A 17,771-nucleotide genomic window follows, 5' to 3' on the forward strand; every position below is an offset into this window, starting at 1 on the left:
CCACGTCGGATGGGACGGTGTTCGACCGGTTCGACGGCGACAACCGGCCCATTCACGGGATCGTTGATGGTCAGTTGGTGTCGATCAGTTACGGCACCGACGGTGAGAGCACCTGGACCTTTGGTGACGGGTCTGGCCTCGTGCGGAACGCCGATGGCGATCTGGTGCGGCAGACCACCGCGGATGGGACGGTGTTCGACCGGTTCGACGGTGACAACCGGCCGGTCCACGGGCTGGTCGATGGTCAGCCGGTGTCGATCAGCTACGGCGGCAACGGTGAGAGCACCTGGACCTACAGCGACGGCTCCGCCCTGGTGCGCAACGCCGACGGGAACGCGGTCCGGCAGACCACCCCCGACGGGACGGTGTTCGACCAGTTCGACGGCGACAACCGGCCGACGCATGGCGTGCTCCCGGCCCGGGACGGCCAGCCGGCGCAGGATGTGTCGATAACCTACGGTCCGGACGGTTCGAACACATGGACGTACGGTGACGGCACGGTCATCAAGCGCGACGGTGCGGACAAGCTGACGTCGATGCAGTCAGATGGTTGGACATTCGAAACGTTCGACGACCAGGATCGGCCGACCGCGGGCACTGAGGCCGGCACCGGCAAAACGGTGAAGGTGGTCTACGCGAAGGACGGCAGCAGCGTCTGGACCTACAGCGACGGCAGCATCGTCACCCGTGACGCCAACGGCGAACTGCTGACCATGCAGACGAACGGGTGGACGTACGACGAGTTCGACAGCGAGGGCCGCCCGACGCACGGCTATGACCGCGACGGCAAGACCGTCGACATCAGATACACGGCGGACGGGCTGGTCGAGTCGACGTTCGGCGGCGGCAATGTGATGGTTACCGACTCCGACGGCAACCCGATCTACCAGATCGTCAACGGCGAGAAGGCGGAATACGCCGTCGAGATCCCGAAGCTCGGCGCCGCGATCAAGAAGATCGAGGGCGAGCGGGACCTGATCGAGGGGGAGCTGGACAAGCTGAAGTCGTGGTTCGAGAACGTGGTCGGGGGCGCCTGGATGAGCCCGTCCGGGACCAAATACCAGGAGCTCAGCAAGGACATGGTCAAGCTGACCACCGACACCAGGGCTCTACTGGACGACGCGATCCTCGCCATGCAGAAGTCCTACGACACCTATGTGGGCGCTGAGGGCACGAACCTCAAGAACCTGACGATCGCCAAATAGCGCTGTTGTCCCCCAAAGAGGTCTCTCGCGGCGAACGCGGAGCGCGGGGAGCCTGATGTGCAGGAATCGAGGAAGGAACGGCATGGACCATATTCTCGTAACACCGGAGATGATCTCCGATGCGGCGGCGAGCTGTGACACCACCGCGACGGACATCGACGGTGAATTGGCGGCGCTGCGCTCCTACGTCGTCAACCTTCAGGGGATCTGGCACGGGGTGGCGTCCGACCAGTTCAACATCCTGATGCATGACTTCGATGTGTTCGGCAAGATGCTGCACGACGCGCTCACCGACATCGCGTCCGGTCTGCGCGGCAACTTCGTGAACTACGTCGACGCGGAGCAGGCGAACGTCTCCAGCCTGGTCGCCGTCAACGGTGACATTCCCGGCGCCCGCCTCTAGCGGTCGTGGCACCCGCTTCCATCGTCAGGATCAGGAGTGAACCATGGCAGACCCCACCACCAGTAATCTGCGCGTACCCGCGGAGCTCGAGCTCGCCGGCCAGCAGCTCAACACGAAGGCGGCCGAGATCGTCGGTCAGCTGGATGCCCTGATCGCCAAGCTGGCACCGCTGCAGGACACCTGGGAAGGGCCCGCGCAGTCCTACTACCAGGGCCTGCAGAACGAGTGGAACATCGCCGCGGACGGCCTCTTCGGCCCGACCGGCGTTCTCGGCCGGATCGCCTCGGCGATGAACGTGTCGTGGAACAACTACGCCGACAGCGAGTGGGCGAACGTGCGTACCTGGAAGGTCTGACAGACCCGTGACAAGCCGCCGCCGGATCGCGGCGGCGGCTCCGCCACGTCCCTCTTCGGGGACGTGGCGGCCGATCCCGTGAGCCGTGGGAGCGTTGCGGGACATCTGTGGGAGGAGTGCGCGATGGAGTCGAACGACCTGGACCAGATGCTCGAGCAGGTGCGGCTGGTCTCGGACCAGATGACGGACATGCGGGACCGTCTGATCGCCAGCGAGGTCGTCGGCAGTTCCTACGACGGCGCGGTGACCGTGACGATGACCGCTGACGCCGAGTTCCGGAACTTCCGGCTCGACCCGGAGCTGCTCCGACGCGCCCGCCATGAGGAGATTGAGGACCTGGTGCTGGAGGCGCTGAAGGACGCCGGCGCGCAGCTGCGCCGGATGACCGAGGAGCGGATGAGCCAGGTTACCGAGGCGCTGTCAGCGTACCGTGGCTGAGGCCCGCTTACGCGTCGTCAGATCGTTCACGCTGGCCGGTGGGCCCGAAGTCGAAGCCGCGGCTGACGAGCGCCTCTCGCATGGCCCGCAGGGCATAGAAGGTGCGTGACTTGACGGTGCCGGCCGGCACGTCGAGAGCGTCGGCGGCCTCGGATACCGACCGTTCGCGGAAGAAGATCTCGACCAGCGTGATACGCAGCCGCTCGGGCAGGGAATCGAGCGCGGCCCGGACCTCACGTGCGTCGAGGAGGCGCTCGATGGCGTCGTCCGGCTGCGCGTGATCATCGATGTAATCGACCGGCAGCTCGGCCGGCCGGACGTCGGCGGAGCGCACCTGATCGATCAGGATGCGTTTGGCAACGGTGAACAGCCAGGCCCGGTTCCAGTGTCCCTCGGCGTTGCGGGCCTCTGGATTGCGCCACGCCCGCACCAGCGTCTCCTGCACGATGTCCTCGGCGCGGTGAACGTCACCCCTCGTCAGTCGGGTCAGGAAGCTCAGCAGCACGGGCGCGTGGACCTGCTGCAGATGCCGTAGGGCGGCGACGTCTTCGGGACGGTCCCTGCTCGGACTCAGGCCATCCGCAGGGGGCTGCGGGTCAGCCGCCGTGTCACGGGCACCGCTGACGTCTGGGGAGGGTCGCACGCGGCAAAGACTTACACCCGGGATCATCAATTGTCTACCCAGGACATTCGACGGGGGGCGGCGGGTCTCCGGGGCACCCGGAGCTGCCCATTGATGGCGATGCGGTCGGTGCGCGGTCAAACGGGACCACCGTGGTCCGGTTGAGACTGGACCACCTCAAGCCGCACCATCGCGCCTCAAGAGCCGAATCTCTGGCAAGGCCATGGACTGCTCGGCGACGACCAGGGTCCGCCGATCGCCGACGGTGGCTGGAACGGCTACCGTGTCGAGCAGTACGACAGGCAGGACCGCGCCCGCGACCAGCGTTGGATGCTCATCAAGTAGTCATGGGACCAGTGATGACCGACCACATCGGCGACACACACGTCGAGGAGGCGACCCTCGGGTCGCACTTCCTCGGTGAGCTCAGCCCGGCAGAGAGCGACGCCATCCATCGGCACCTGCGGGAATGCGACTCCTGCCGGACGCAGGCGGACGCCGTCGTCGACGCCATCGCCCTCCTGGAGCTGGCTGATCTGGCCGCGAAGCTCGGAGTCATCACCGAGCCTCCCACGCGAGACAGCCATCCGGCGCCTGTCCTCAGTAGCCGTCCCCCCGGACGGACCGATAAGACCGGGCCGGTCCGATCCCGTACGCGCGGCAAGCGCACCCGTCTCGTACGCCTGGGTTCCCTGCTGGCCATCGCCCTGGTCGTCGCCGGCCTCGGGCTCAGCGCGCTCGTGCGCGGGCCTGGCACGCCGGACGCCTCGGTCACCACAGTGACCGTGAACGCCACCGCGAAGGACGACAGGTCGGGCGCCACCGTCTCGGTCTTCCTGACCGGGCTGGACGACGGCGGCACGCGGGTGCGCGCCACCGTCGCCGGCCTCAAGGAAGGTGACAAGTACGTCCTCTACGCGGTGACGGCCAGTGGCACGACCCACCGCGTCGTGCAATGGCTCGGGCAGCGAGGTGTGCAGGACGTCACCGGCGGCCTCGCGGGGGTGCCCGTTGGCGACCTGTCCTACTTCACCGTCTCGCGCGATCCTTCCGGCACGGTCGTCTCGGTGCACCTGACGAGCACGGCCGGCACACCGCGCAGATAGCGCTGGCCCACGTCCGAGGCGCCGGCCCAGCCGGCTGTCCCTGCGGGCGTGGGGCGCCGCGCACTGCGCTGAGCCGGCGATCCCTTCAGCTCGTCAGGCGGCCGAGGCGGACCGCCAGCCCTTCGAGTAGTGACCAAGCTCGATCGCCACGCGGGTCAGGTCAGCCTTGTTGTTGACGTTGAGCTTCGCCCGGATCCGCTTCGCGTACGTGTTCACGGTCGCCTGCGACAGGCCCATCCGGGTCGCGATCTGCGAGTGGGTGAACCCCGACGCGATCAGGCGCAGCGTCTCGATCTCCCGCGGCGCCAGGCTGGCGGTGTCCTCGTCTTCGGCGTTGGTCAACTCCAGTTGGAACCGACCGACCATCTTCGGGCACACGTAGAAGCCGCCCTGCACGATCACCCGCATCGCCTCACGCACGTCGGCCTGCTCCGCGAACCGGCTGATACAGCCGCGCGCGCCGGCCCGGATCGTGGCCAGCAACGTCGCCGAGCCGGTCCACGCCGAGCTGACCAGCGGCCGCCCCACAGCGGCCACCTTCGCGATCTGCGCCACCGTCGCCACGTCGATCTGCGGAAGATCCAACACCACCACGTCGTACGAGTCGGCTGTCGGGTCGAGTTCCGCCACCGACCCGACAGCGGCCGCCACCCGCATGCTGGCGTCGTCGGACGCCAACTTCTCCATGCCCGCGCGGGAGATCGGATGCTCCGCGACGATCGCAACTGTGAACACGTGCTCCTCCAGGCTTCTGCTACCACCCCGGCAAGGTGAGGGCAGCCATCAAACGGCGTGCGGCCGTCCCCCGTTCACGGTTTCGCGGAAATCTACGATTTCCGTCGAGGACCTACCCCCTCGAAGAGGGGGTCGCGCCCGGCACCTGCGAGGGTGACCTGGGTAGCGAGCCCTCGGGCGGCCCGGAGGTGGTGCGTCGGCGCAGCATGCGGGGGACATGGTCGCGAGCCCCTTCTGTAGGACTACAGCGTCTTGAGCGCCCGGTGGCAGGCTGACCCGTGGGGACGCACGCGAAGGAATGAGGGGTGCGGGGGCCGGCGGGGAAGAGCTCGAGGACGCGGTGCCGGTGGCGCTACGCGACGTGACGGTGCGACTCGGTGGGATCGGGGAACGCCGCCTGTTCGACCTGCAGGATCACGTCAACAGCAGTGCTCTGGGGCGTGTTGCCGCCCACGTGAACGGTGCCGGCAGGGCGTACCTTGAGCGATGATCGTCGAAAAGTCGGTAAACTGAGGGTCTGATGCGGGTGGAAGACGTCGTTGCTACGGGCGCCCATGTGGTGGACCTGCTGGCCCTCTATCACCTCGACGCGCTCGACCGGCGTAGTAGGGAGCAGGTCGGCGACCATCTCCAGTCGTGCCAGCTGTGCCGGGCGGCGGCGACCGAGGTGTGCGAGACGCTCGCCGCGCTGGCCCTGCTCAGCGACGACGGGGATGACCTGCTCAACCACTACGGAGCGCTCGGGACTGCGGTGCCGCCGGCCTTTCCGGCGCGGTTCGCGCCGCAGGAGTTGGCAGGCCCGGCGGGACAAGACACACCGGAGACCGACATACGCCGGTTCCGGCATCGGCGCGGCCGCACGGGTCCAGCGGCGGCAGCCCGGGAGGCGCCTGCCGCCGCTGGACCCGACCTCGGGCGGAGGAAGCCCCCGCGGCAGAGGGTGGCGCCCCCGCCGGTCGCACCGGTCCTGGAGCCTCCGCGGGAGCGGGTGGCACCCGCGCCGGTCGCACCGGTCCCAAAGCACCCGCCCATCCAGGAGCGGGCCGCGCTGCCGGCCGTACCGGTGCAGGAGCCGGCGGCTCGACGGCCCGTTGCGCACCCCACCCGACCCGGCGTCGACCGTCCGGCGGACATCCCACATTCGGGCGGCGGCCAGCGTGTCGAGCCCCCACGGGGGAAGCGCTTCTTCTCCGGGCGTTCCGCTACCCTCGTGGGCCTGAGCGCCCTGCTCCTGCTCACCCTCACGGTGGCCGGGATCTCCGCGCGGGCCCTGCTCGATCCGCCGACCCTGCAAGGGCAGCCGGTCACCGTCCCTACCGCCGTCGCCTCCGCGACGGACCGGAACTCCGGCGCGAACCTGTCGGTCCTGCTCACCGAGGGACGCGACAGGGTCACGGTGCAGGCCACACTGAGCGGACTGGACGAGGGCACCGGCTACCGGCTCTACGGTTACACCTTCGACGGCCGGCAGTGGCCGCTGGTCAACTGGACCGGCCGGACCGGCGTGCAGGAGGTCGCCGGTGAACTGCCGGTCGGCATCGCCGATCTTTCCCACATCGCCGTCACCCACGGCCCCCGGGCCGTCGTCACGGTGTTCCTGGCCCGCGACGCGGGTACGACGCCCACTCCCGGTCGATGAGCCGGGCCGCGTGCTGCTTCCCGGCCGGGCTGTGGGACGAGGACACCATCGACTGGTCTTCGTTCGGCCGAGGTGGCAGGACGCGGTCTAGTAACGGTGGGCAGCCCTCAACTCCCGGCCCCGGTCCCATCGGTTGCCATGGGCGGATCATCACACCGCCGGGCGAGAGAGATGAAGGTCCCCGTTCTGGGGACAGGCACCATTGTCTTGTCCTGGCTTAATCTTCAACCTGCGCGTCGTGGCCGCGGGCTACTCGAGGCTACTGACCAGGATCGCCGGAAACACCGTTGGTGAGACAGCCCTATTCCGCTCATCTACACGGCGACGACCCTGGTGCTGAAGGCCCTGAACAACGCCGGAGCGCACCCGTACAGCTGACCGACGAGCGCATGAGTCACGTCGCGGAGGCACTGTAGACATTCGGCGACTGACGCCGGAGGTGTGGGTCGGAGGGGAATGGATGGGTCTGCTCGAGAATTGTCTTGAATTCCTGAGCCTCGCCGGAGCGGGCAAGGTGGAGTTCCGGACCGGTTCGGCGGCCGAGCCGCTCGACGAGCGGTTGTCGATTCTGATCGAGACGACGAACGTCCCTGCCGACGTGGCTGTTTTCGTGCTCACCCCGGACGCCGCGTCCGAGGGCCTGCGCGACCATCTGCGTAGCCTGACCGAACAGGGCCTGGACCTGGTCGTCAACCTGGTCGATCCCGCGACGATGCGACTCGTCGAGGGCCTCGGGACGCTCAAGGCCGCACAGCTGTCACTGGGCGGGGTGCCCGTCACGGTCCCGACCAGTCAGCATGACCCGCGGGTCGTCGCGGTGCCGGACCGGGCCTCGGGCGGGTCGGAGCGCAGGCCCGACGCCTACCGTCTGCTCCCCGCCGCCCAGCTCGCCAACCGTGACCATCTGCGGGCGCTCCCGACCAAGGACCTCGGGGAGTGGTTGAAGTTCGCGCCCGAGCCCGTTCCCGATCAGCCCGTCACCGACCTCTCGCTGCTGCTCGGCGTCCCCCATGCCCTGTTCGGCCGCCTGCCGGCGGGTGACCTCGGGACGCTGCGCGACAGCCCGGTGCCGCTGTCCCTGCGGCTGGTAGAGGAGGCGCTCGACGGCACCCTCACCCACGTCGGGATCGACGTCCTCGGCACCGAGCTGACCTCCGGGAACGCGTCCGCCGCACTGGTGCGCGGCTGGGCGACGGGCTCCGCGGAGCCACGCACGTTCTGGCTGCTGCGGGACCCGGAGGTGGGTCTGCGATGGGCCGACCCCCTGGCGTCGGGCGAGCGGACGCGGGCCGCCGAGCTCGACGGCGCGGTCGACGAGCGTGCCGCGATCGCCGAGCAGCAGCGCAGCACATCGCTGCTGCTGGACGCCCACGGCCGGCCCTACGCACCGGTCGCGGATCCCGTTCAATCGGACGAGTCCGCCGAAGTCACGAGGGTCGGCCAGTGGTCGGAAGCCGGCCGTACCGCCGCTCTGCGGCAGCTGATCCTCGACGTCGCCGAAGCCGCCGGCGTGCCCGTCGTCGTGGTGGACGTACGCCGGGGTCCGCTTGTCGCCGGGACGTCCACACTCGATCCTGTCCTCTCCGTCGAGCTGGCCCAGGCGCTGCGCGCACAACCCGGTCGCCCCCTGGTCGTGGCGACCGAACGCAACGACCAGCTGGAATGGCTGGTGCGCGAGCAGTTCAGCGGCGCTACGGTCGTACCCGAATTCACCGGCCTGGACGACACGCCTGGCTGGCTCGCGCAGTCCGGCACCGGCCTGGCCGAGCCCTTCAAGCAGTTGACCGTCGACTCGTTGGTCCGGGTCGCGCCCGCCCCCGCCGCGAACCCGCTGCCGGCGGTGCTGGGGAAGTGGTTACGATCGCCGACCTGGGCGGCCGCCGACACGTACTTCCAGGAGAACGCCGCGGCTTTGCAGGCCCCGGAGGTCGTAACGGCGCTCGGCGAGCGGGCCGACCTGATCGCCGGCCAGGGCGAGGCGCTCGCCGCCGACGGCACGCAGATCAAGGACAGTCCGTTCTTCCAACCGGACCGGACGCTGCCGGCCTTCCGCAGCATCCTCGACGTCGCGGCCCGCGCCGCTGACGGGCCGGGGGCCAGGTCGTACGCGCCGAGCACCCAGCTGCTGATCGACGAGATCCCGCGGCACACCGCGCAGTCCGACGAGAACCTGCTGCTGGGCTACCTCGCCGCCCGGCCGCTGACCCACCTGGATCCGGCACCGCCGCCGTACACCACGGGTCTGCTGTGGATGCGCGAGCTCATGCAGGCGCTGGTCGACAAGCAGGTCACCGGGCTACGCGTCGTCGAGATCCTCGCCGTGATGGCGGCCCGGGGCGAACTCTTCAAGGAGCGCGCCGGACGCACACCGAACGCCAAGGAGGTCTTCCGTAGCAACGCGACGTTGGCCCAGGCGCTCATCAACATCATCTTCTCGGAGCACAGCAGCGGCCTGGCCGCCCGCTCGGCGTACGACGTCGACTTCCTGAAGAAGATCGGTACGGCGATCGACTGCCTTCCCGGCGCGGACCGTACCGCGTGGAACTACATCTACGAGTACACGGTCCTGCCGCGCTTCACCGCCGAGCGGGAGCCGCTCAATCTGCTCCTCGAGCGCATCGCGAGCTGTTGAACCCGTTGCGGAGAAAGGCCCTGTGATGGCTTCCACGGTCAATTTGGCGCTCTGCCTCGAAGGCCTCGTGCCGGTCCCCTCCGGGCTCGCGGTGACGCTCGACGGGGGCCCCGTCCCCAGGCACGTCCGCGACTCGCGGGCCCCTGAGGGCGTGGTCCACATCCACCTGGGCAGCGGCACGTTGGGCGCGTCGCGGGTGACCGAGGCGCTGCTGCGGCAGCACCCGGCGACGATCTCGCGCATGGTCGAGATCCTGTCGCCCGAGCGGACGCGGAGCATCACCCGCGGCGAGGTCGACGACCGAGGCAGGGCGCACGGCCTGCCTGTCGACCTGCCCGGCCGAGCGGACCTGCTCGTGCCCGGCGACGACCGGATCCTGCCCATGGACGATGCCGGCCGGGTCACCACGGCCGGAGCGGCGACCGGCGTTCGGGTGCTGCCCGAGCGCCACCTCCTCGACAGCTCGCCTCTGCTCACGACCACCTCCGCAGCCCCGCGTCTGCCCGCGATGCACGGCCAGGTCCGGCTGTCGGGCGACACGATGGCGATCGGTCTGCCCTCGGCGCTCGTGGCCGCCCGGCACGGCGATCTCGTCGACGTCCGGCCGACGGGCGGCGGCACCGTCACCGTGACCGGCCCGGCCGAACTGATCAGGCAGCTGGACCTGTTGACGCCGGGCCAGCGCGCGGTCGTCGACGTCCGGCGCACCGAGGGCGCCCAGTCCGAGACGTTCCACATCCTTCGGGACCCGGACGGACTCGGCGTGCTCACGTTCGCCGGTGGGACCCCGACGGCGGTGACCCTGCCCCGCGCCGCCTTCTCGATCGAGGTGTCCTTGCCGCCGATGCCGGCCGAGGTCGCGGCGAACGCCACCATCCAGGAGCTGGACCCCGCCTTCGTGGCGGAGGATGCGGATTACGTGGGTGCGCCTCAGCCGGGGCAGGTGGCGGTGGGGGTGGAGCCGGTTGCGTGGGGCGATTTGGATGTGGTGAAAGAGGTGGTGGGGGAGAAGCTGAGGCCGGAGTCTCGGTGGCTACCGGTGAAGAACGCGGTGCGGGCCTATGGGAGTATCCCTGCGTCGAAGGTCGGTGACCGGGAGATGCAGCTGAATGTGATCGCCGGTTCGTTGCGTAACTGGCGTGAGCACCATCGTTGGTCGGCAACGAACTTAACGAATTATCGGACGGCCAATTGGCCCCGGATCAGCCGGCTGCGTGGTCTCGCTGACGCTCTCGATGGTCTGATAGGGGTCGAACGAACCGATATCGAGGCGCGGCGGGCGGCGGCTCCGGCTGTCCGTGGGGCGGTGCCGATGACGATCGCGGCGAGGTCGGGGCAGGGGTCGAGGGAGGTGTTCACCCCGTTCGGGACGCCGTCGCCGGTGAACCTGCCGCGGTTGGGGCGACATTTCGAAGAGTCGCCGCGGCTGCCGAATGGCGTGCAGGTGCAGATGCACACGACCACCAGATCGAATTATCCCGCGATTGCCCAGCAGGGCCTCCATCCGGGTCGGGGCACCGGGGTGGGCCTGCCGACGGGTGGGTCCGACCGCACCTATGTCTACACGTTGACGGGGTCGGTTCCACAGACGACGACCTACGTGATGCAGGATGCCCGAGCCTCGGCGCCGGTCGGGGTGCTGACCACGGGCCGGGATTCCGTCCGGGACGTGAACTACCGTTCGGGTGGCGCGCGCATGTACGGGGGTGCCATCGCACCGGTGCGCGACTTCTCGGCGGAGGACGTCGCGGCATCGTACAGTTTCACGTTTCCAGTCAGTCCGCCCACGGCGCGGGGTATGACGGATTTCGTCAATTATCAGCGGTCCGCGCAGGGGGAGGCGCCGTTGACGCAGGCTGACGTGCTGCAACGGGTCCGGGGAGACATGTTCCGTCTCTTCGGCATCTACGTCGCGGACTACCTTTTCTTGGAGGAGGTTCCGAGGCCGGCGCAGGTGAGGGCCGCCGCGCCGCTCGCCCGGTACGCCCCGAGCACACCTGCCGCGCCGGTCGGCTACCCGGTGTCCTACGCCCCGTCCAGGTACGGTTCGTCCAGTCGGCAGTCCGCATCCGACGTGGCCCCGGCACCGCAACGGGTGCCCTCATCTCAGGACCGACCGTCGTCCGGCCGGCGGCACCGGTCGGCGCGTACCTCCCCTCCCTCACGTCGCGGTCGCCACGGCGGTTCCTACCTCGCCGACGAGGACCTGTTCGACTTCGACGACTACGGTCGCGCGCCCGCCTCCGGCGAGGGCAAGGCCCCCCGTACCGATGGACGGTCCGGGGCACGGGAGACGCCGCGGGTGTCCCGGCAGGACATCGACGGGCTTCGCGAGCAGGTGTCGCCGCGGGTTCTCAAGGCGACGACGGTCATTGACGTGGCGGAGCGGATGCGTCCGCCGGAGCCGGTGATCCCGTGGACCGTGGCCGACTCCTACCGCCGGGCGGGTCTGGAGCTGGCGGCCTTCGTTCCGGTGAAGCCGAATCTCAAGGCCCGGCTGCGTGACATGGCCTACGACCATCGGACGCTGGTGACCGCCGACGGCGGACGCGTCCAGGACTTCGTGTTGCGACTGCATCCGCGGCCGAGCAACCTCGAGGCGGCGGCAGCGTTTCCGCCGGACCGGCTGCGCCGCATCGAGCAGGCCGTCGACGACTTCTACAACCAGAAGTACCGGATCGGTCCGGACGATGACCAGTTCAACGTCACGCTGCGGTTCGCCGCGACCGCCGCCGACGCGCACCGGCAGATCGCGTTGGTCGGTGACGCCCGGGGCACGACGCAGGTCGTCTGGTCGCCGGAGACCTCGGACCTCGACATCGTCCACGAGGTCGCGCACTTCCTGGGACTGTTCGACGAGTATTCCCTGACGGGCGCGAACAGTTTCGTGGACCACGACGGTGTTTCGCTGAGGTGGGTGTTGCGGCGACACGACGCCGCCCACGACAACTCGATCATGCGGACCACCGATCCGGCGGACCGCCCGGAGCTGAAACCGCGAAACCTCGATCACATCGCGGCGGTGCCCGCCGCGGCCTTCCAGCCGGATCGCGACGGACCCGCCACCGCCGGAACGGCACAGGTTGCCCAGGCGCCGAGGCCCCGGTTCAGGCCGTCCAGGGAAACCGCGGAAGGCATCGAGCTCGGCGACAGGATCTATGAGCGTCCTGAGGCCGCGCCGTCCTGGCGGGGATCCGACCGCCGGCTGGCCGTCGACAGCGGTCATGATCTCGCCGATCCGGCGGACGCCACCGGGGTCGGGGCAACTCCGCAGAACGATGCGCCTGGTCGCACGGTCGACGCGCTGCTGGGCTCGGTGGACCCGGACGCCGGGGCGCATCTGTTCGTCATCTCCACGGCCGCGGACGGCGCCGTCGACCACGGCGGCGCGCCGGCCCTGGACGACGGTCTGGTCGATCAGCTCATCAGCGGTCTCCGCCAGCAGTATCCCGATGCGGAGATCCAGCTGATGGGCCCGGATCCGGACGGGCGACTCAGCCGGGTCCACCCGGAGGCGATGGTGTTCACCGACGCGTTGCGGGTCGGGGCCGTCACCGATCGGGATGCCTTGCTCGACCGGCTCGGCGCGGCGGGCGCGACGGTGATCGGCGTGACCCCGGACGTGCTCTCGCTGCCCGCCGCCCACGGGCTGCGGACGCTGTGGCTGGGTGGTCAGGCCCAGCCCGACGATCCTGTCGAAACCGGTAACGCCCGCTCGCAGCGGCTCGATCTGCCGGTCGGTTGGGATGCGCTACGTGACGCGGCGGACCGGGCGAGTGCCGGGCTTCCCCAGGCGCCGGATGTCCTGCGGGACGCGTTGGACAGGTGGCGAGAGTCGGTGCGGCGGTATCAGCGGTCGATGGCCGGTGATCAGTCCCGTCCCGGTGAGGTCGGATGGCAGCGGTCGTACCGACACGACATCGCCCGCCGGCTCGGCGACCTGCTGGACCAACAGCTCGCCGGTCTGGACCGCGACCCGCGCGGGGCAGCCGCTCGCTGGAACGAGTTCCGGCCGCGGGCGGACGTCCACGTGGCGGATCTCTCGGTGCTCACCTCGACCGAGATGTTCGGGTTCCTGCGCCGCGCCGTGGACGACCACGCGGCCTTCGGGGCGCCCGTCGTGCCGGAGAAGATCAAGAACGTGGAGATCTTCCCGCCCGGCCAGGAGGACGTGGTGAGTCCCGGAACGATCGGCAGGCCGACGCGGATGAATCCGCTGTGGACGTCGCTGGCCGACCTGACCGCCGAGCACTTCACTCTGCGGTCGGGCGCCACCTGGCAGTTCATCGTCACTCCCGGAAACGCGCTACCCCGATTCGGTAGCGAGTCGGTCTCCAAGGTGGTCTCCGAGCGGCAATGGGCACAGCTGAGGGACTTCCGGGCCGAGGCCGCACGTCGGGCGGTCACCGCCGAGTTGACCGGAGCACCCCGGCCGGTCAACCTGGCCGGCGTCGGTGAGCTGGGCGGGCCCACCACACCGGCTCCGCTCGACGACGCGCAGATCGCCCAGCTTTCGCAGCAGCTGGACATCGCCGGGCTCGCCCGGGACAACGGCGTGCCGGTCCCGTCACCGGCCAGAGCGCGGCAGATCCTGGAGTTGCCGGAAGTGCGGCGCGTCCTTACGAGCCCCGAGTCGGCCTACGACGGGCTGGGGCATCCCACCGACGGTGGCGCCTTCGCCGAGGACGGCGCGTTCGTGTCCCAGGAGCTGCAGGTCGGCGGCGAAGTCACCTGGAACGCTGAAGCCGGTCTCCTGGTCTTCAACGACATGTCCGGCCGATCGATGAGCCCGAAGGTCCGCCCGACGGAACCGGAGAGATTCAAGATCTGGGTCGGTAATGTCGCCCGCATGGTGCAGGCACAGACCGGCCTGGCCTGGGACTTCGGGCTTTCCAAGCAGGCGGCGAAGGGCGCGCTCAAGACGAATCCGAGGGACATCGAAGCGCTCGCCAAGGTGTCGATCGTCAAGGCCGGACTTCCCGATCGCGCCGTCGTCGAACGATTCCGCCAGGAGGCGGACCGACTGCGGTCGAGAGTGGACGCGTTTCTCACCCGCGTACCGCCGTCGGAGGTCAGGACCGCGGCGACGAGCGCCTGGCATCGTCTGCTGGAGGGACTCGGCCAGGCCGGCGGATCACCCATCACGACCGCCGAGGAAGCCGTCAGGGCATACGCGGACGCGGTCCAGACGACAAGAGCCGCCGCTGGTCGCCGCGTGTTGCCCGACCCGGCGTACTTCTTCCCCACCCGGAGGGAGGATCTGCCCTCCGGCTGGTGGATCGGCCCCAAGGCCGCGCCGGACACCGCGAGATCAGCTGCGGCCCGCGCGGGAGTCGTCGAGGTTCGCTTCCGCGACAGGCCGGACACCGGAGACCTCGGTCTGCTTCGCGTCGCCCTGCTCAACCAGCCGCTGGACGAACTACGGCGCGCGGTGTACGTCCCCGCTGACCGGGACCTGGGGGAGCGGGACTTCGACGCGCAGCGGCGGGCCGACGAGGTCGGTCTGCCCGTCGACATCCCCGTCACCAAGGAACGTCTGCTTGCCGCGCCGCCCGACGTCAAGGTGTGGCTCGATCGCCACGGCCGCGAGGTGCCTGACCGCGACCGGGCGCACCACCTTCGCGTCAGGCCGAGAACGCACCTCGCCGAAGAGCATCTCGACCGCGGCGTGGTCGAGCCCGGCCCGGTGGATGCCCCGGTCGCCGCGCCGCTCTCGACGAGGGACGCACCGCCGGTGCGGCTACTACGCTCGGATCTCACCGAGGACGAACGTGAGACGATCCTCAGCAGCCTGAGGAACCTGGGCTCTCGCCACGACACCCCTGTGCACGACTGGCTGCAACGGCTTAACCCACCGGCCGACCTCCTGAACGACACCACCCAGCTGTGGGAACACTTCGTCCGACCGGGCGATCTGGCCCGCCCGACCACCGTGCAGGACCTCGTCCTCACCTACGAACGGGTTCACCACCGGATCGGCCTGGTGGCACAGACCTCCCGACCCGGGAGCAGCCACCCACTGCCGTCCCTGCGGGAAATCCTCCCCGATGCGCTGTTCCGAACCGAACCGGTGACCCGCCCCGACATCACCGCGTTCCCCCTTCGACTGGGCATCCCGGACCGGCTCGCGGCAGCGGCTTCCGTCCTGCGCGCGACGAAGGCACGCGAGAGCAGGTTGTCCGACCATCTCGGGGTGCGAATCGGTTCCGTCGCCGAGGGGTCGAAGGCGTTCGATCATTCCGTACTGGACCGCGTCGAGGGGACCCTGGCCGCGCTTCCTTCCGCACACGTCCGGGATAATCCTCAGCTCGCAGGGGTGCGCCGGGTCGACGGCTCGCAGGAGAACAGCGCCAGCGAGTACTCGCGGGCCGACCAGTTCATCGACATCGTGTATCCGGCCGTGGGCGGCGTGCCGATGCCCGGAGCGCTCTACTCCCGGTTGGACCGGGGCGTTTCCTGGCAGCGCCGCAGGATGGACGCTGCCGTGCTGGCCTCCCTTCCCGGGGTCAGCCCGGACGGCGACCGGTCGCTCGGTGTCGACCCGCATGGTCGCGAGGTGATGGCCGGTGTCTCGGCGGTGCTGGCCCACGGCAACCTGGTGGAGTGGACGGTCCGGCACGAGACCGGGCACGCTGTGGACGCGCGCGCCGGATGGCTGGAGCGATTCTCCGGTGAGCAGCGGTTCGGCGGCTGGCGGCGGCACGGCAACAGCGATGGCTTCCGGGTCGTCGCCACCGCGATGCTGGCCCAGCTGAACGTCGACCCCACCGCCCACGGACACGATGACCTGCTCATCGTGCTCGCCGACATGCTGGACCTCCCGCACTACAGCCCCCGCTACGATGACCTTTCCAGGGACCTGGACTGGTCGCTGGGCCTCGAACGCCGGATGGCGGCGCTCAGCACCTGGTTCCCGATCCTCGATCCGGCCCGGGCACACCAGCTCGGTGAGTTCATCAGGCAGGCGCTGACACCGGATCTGGTCACCCTGAACGGCCGCAGGTACGGCTTCGGGCCGTACTCCGGATGGTTCAGCTACCGCGTCCGGCCGAACGACGTCCTCGATTCCCGGACGAACTACCGCACCAACACCGTTCCGGACCTCGCACGTGACCTGGTGGCGGCGGCCGGCGTCGCGCAGGCCCCGTACGCCGCGAACCTGCGGGAGTATCTCGACGGCTGGCTGTGGCGGGCGGCCCGCACCCACGACGTGTCCTTCCTCGACGCCCTGCGCGAGCGGTTCCCAGACCTGCCTGCGGCAGCCCGTCGACGGATCGACGACTTCGTCAGGCTCGGCCTGGCACAACCCTGGACCCTGCGGGACGCCGGCGGCGACGTCCTGCGCCTCGGCGACCGCATGTACCACGTGAGCCCGAGTGGCGGCTGGGTCAGCTACCTGGAGACCGAACGAACCCGCCACGGCCTCTCGAACTATCAGTTCTCCGACCCCGGAGAGTGGTTCGCCGAGGCGTACGCGGCCATGTACGACACCGTCGACGCGCCTCGGGAGCGGCTCAACCCGGCGGTGCGCGAGTGGTTCACCGGCGAGCTGCCGCGCCTTCTGGAAGGAATCGGTGGTGGGCCCGAGCCGGAGTGGCTGCGGACAGCGCTGGAGCGGCAGCTCAACCGGCCCGCGCCGAACCTGGTGACGAACGCCGGGACGACGGCCGGGGTGCCGGAGACGCTCATCAAGGCGGCGAAGGGGGCGAAGGATAAGCCGGGTGTGAGGATCTACTTCCACGAGGCGAAGCGCGGCGCTGCGCTGGGTGCGGGAGACCGTGCGGCCATCCACCAGCGCCTGGAGCAGTTCGCGCAGGCCGGAATCCGGCTCCTGGTGGTCACGCCGGGCCGGCCGTCGCTCGACGTGCTGTCGGTGCTGGACACCTACGGCGCCACGCTGGTCAGCGAGGTCCCCGCCGGGCTGGGATTCGCCTGGAGGGCGACGGCTCGCAACCGTACCGGCGCGGCGATCGAGTCCCCGGAGATCACCTCGGACCTGCTGCGCTCGGCGGCGGAGGCGAGCGGTGCGGCCCCGAAGGTCAACCGGGTGTTGGAGTCCTTCGGCTCACTCGTGTGGGCCAGCGCCGGCCTGTGGGACCAACATCGCAAGATCGCGGACGCGCCGTCGGAGTACCACACCGACGAGAACCTGCGAGCCGCCGACGAGATGGCCGAACGGATGCCGGACAGTGCCGAGGCGCACCTGATCAAATCACTGCTGCAATTCGGGCGCAGCGACATCGTGCCCCGTTTCGTGGAGGCACCCAAAGAAGATCGCCCGAGCCTGCTCCTGAAGGAGTTGCGGAAGCTCGAACTGTCCGGGCACCCCGTCTACGAGACCGGGAAGAACACCACGGCCCTGGTATCCCTGGTCGAGGCGACCGGCAAGGGCATCAACGACAAGGCGGCACTCAATGAGATCCGATTCACCACCGCCATCCTCAAAACCCTGAACGCGATCAGCGCAGGCCAGTGGGACGACGCGGAAAAATTCATCAGCGAACACACGGGCCTGACCGACGCCCGACAGAGGAAGAAGTGGGCCGAGGCGATCGAAGCCAGGCAGAAGAACATCACTGATCACGGCGAACGCCTTCACCTGCAGAACCTGATCATCGCGGTCTTCAAGTGTTGAC

The 17,771-nt window shown here is 69.4% G+C and carries 11 protein-coding genes; 8 read left to right on the forward strand and 3 right to left on the reverse strand.

From position 1 onward, the window contains the following. The 4 genes from ACFY3U_RS11580 to ACFY3U_RS11595 form a co-directional block, all read left to right on the forward strand. A partial coding sequence (locus tag ACFY3U_RS11580) for a hypothetical protein (protein ID WP_387198887.1) occupies positions 1 to 1,205 on the forward strand: 1,205 nt, incomplete at its 5' end. 82 nt (positions 1,206 to 1,287) lie between these two features. Beyond that, a complete protein-coding gene (locus ACFY3U_RS11585) occupies positions 1,288 to 1,608 on the forward strand; it encodes a WXG100 family type VII secretion target (RefSeq protein WP_387198890.1) in 321 nt (106 codons plus the stop codon). Positions 1,609 to 1,651: 43 nt separating this feature from the next. Further along, entirely contained in the window at positions 1,652 to 1,963 is a 312-nt protein-coding gene (locus tag ACFY3U_RS11590; protein ID WP_387198893.1) for a WXG100 family type VII secretion target, read from the forward strand. 123 nt (positions 1,964 to 2,086) lie between these two features. Then, a complete protein-coding gene (locus ACFY3U_RS11595) occupies positions 2,087 to 2,401 on the forward strand; it encodes a YbaB/EbfC family nucleoid-associated protein (RefSeq protein WP_387198896.1) in 315 nt (104 codons plus the stop codon). A 7-nt stretch (positions 2,402 to 2,408) separates the two neighbouring features. Here the strand turns inward: ACFY3U_RS11595 and ACFY3U_RS11600 are convergent, their stop codons facing one another. Further along, the gene (locus ACFY3U_RS11600) at positions 2,409 to 2,975 is read right to left on the reverse strand and encodes a sigma-70 family RNA polymerase sigma factor (protein WP_387199909.1); all 567 of its coding nucleotides are present in this window, start codon (positions 2,973 to 2,975) and stop codon (positions 2,409 to 2,411) included. A gap of 407 nt (positions 2,976 to 3,382) precedes the next feature. Between ACFY3U_RS11600 and ACFY3U_RS11605 the strand changes: the two genes are divergently transcribed. Further along, positions 3,383 to 4,129 carry a zf-HC2 domain-containing protein gene (locus tag ACFY3U_RS11605; RefSeq protein WP_387198899.1) on the forward strand — a complete coding sequence of 249 codons (747 nt, stop codon included), beginning with the start codon at positions 3,383 to 3,385 and terminating at the stop codon, positions 4,127 to 4,129. 93 nt (positions 4,130 to 4,222) lie between these two features. Here the strand turns inward: ACFY3U_RS11605 and ACFY3U_RS11610 are convergent, their stop codons facing one another. After that, positions 4,223 to 4,864: a LuxR C-terminal-related transcriptional regulator gene (locus ACFY3U_RS11610; RefSeq protein ID WP_387198902.1), complete on the reverse strand. Its 642-nt coding sequence runs from the start codon at positions 4,862 to 4,864 to the stop codon at positions 4,223 to 4,225. Positions 4,865 to 5,216: 352 nt separating this feature from the next. Then, the gene (locus ACFY3U_RS11615; RefSeq protein WP_387198905.1) at positions 5,217 to 5,594 is read right to left on the reverse strand and encodes a hypothetical protein; all 378 of its coding nucleotides are present in this window, start codon (positions 5,592 to 5,594) and stop codon (positions 5,217 to 5,219) included. 480 nt (positions 5,595 to 6,074) lie between these two features. On the opposite strand from ACFY3U_RS11615, the gene ACFY3U_RS11620 reads away from it, so the two are divergent. From ACFY3U_RS11620 to ACFY3U_RS11630, 3 genes are all read left to right on the forward strand, one after another. Then, entirely contained in the window at positions 6,075 to 6,503 is a 429-nt protein-coding gene (locus ACFY3U_RS11620) for a hypothetical protein (RefSeq protein ID WP_387198908.1), read from the forward strand. Between the two features lie 460 nt (positions 6,504 to 6,963). Then, positions 6,964 to 9,135 carry a hypothetical protein gene (locus ACFY3U_RS11625; protein WP_387198910.1) on the forward strand — a complete coding sequence of 724 codons (2,172 nt, stop codon included), beginning with the start codon at positions 6,964 to 6,966 and terminating at the stop codon, positions 9,133 to 9,135. 25 nt (positions 9,136 to 9,160) lie between these two features. Continuing rightward, complete coding sequence (locus ACFY3U_RS11630; protein WP_387198913.1) at positions 9,161 to 17,770, forward strand: hypothetical protein; 8,610 nt, start codon at positions 9,161 to 9,163, stop codon at positions 17,768 to 17,770. Position 17,771: the final 1 nt, after the last annotated feature.

The organism is Micromonospora sp. NPDC000089, assembly GCF_042899365.1.
Classification (GTDB): Bacteria; Actinomycetota; Actinomycetes; order Mycobacteriales; family Micromonosporaceae; genus Micromonospora.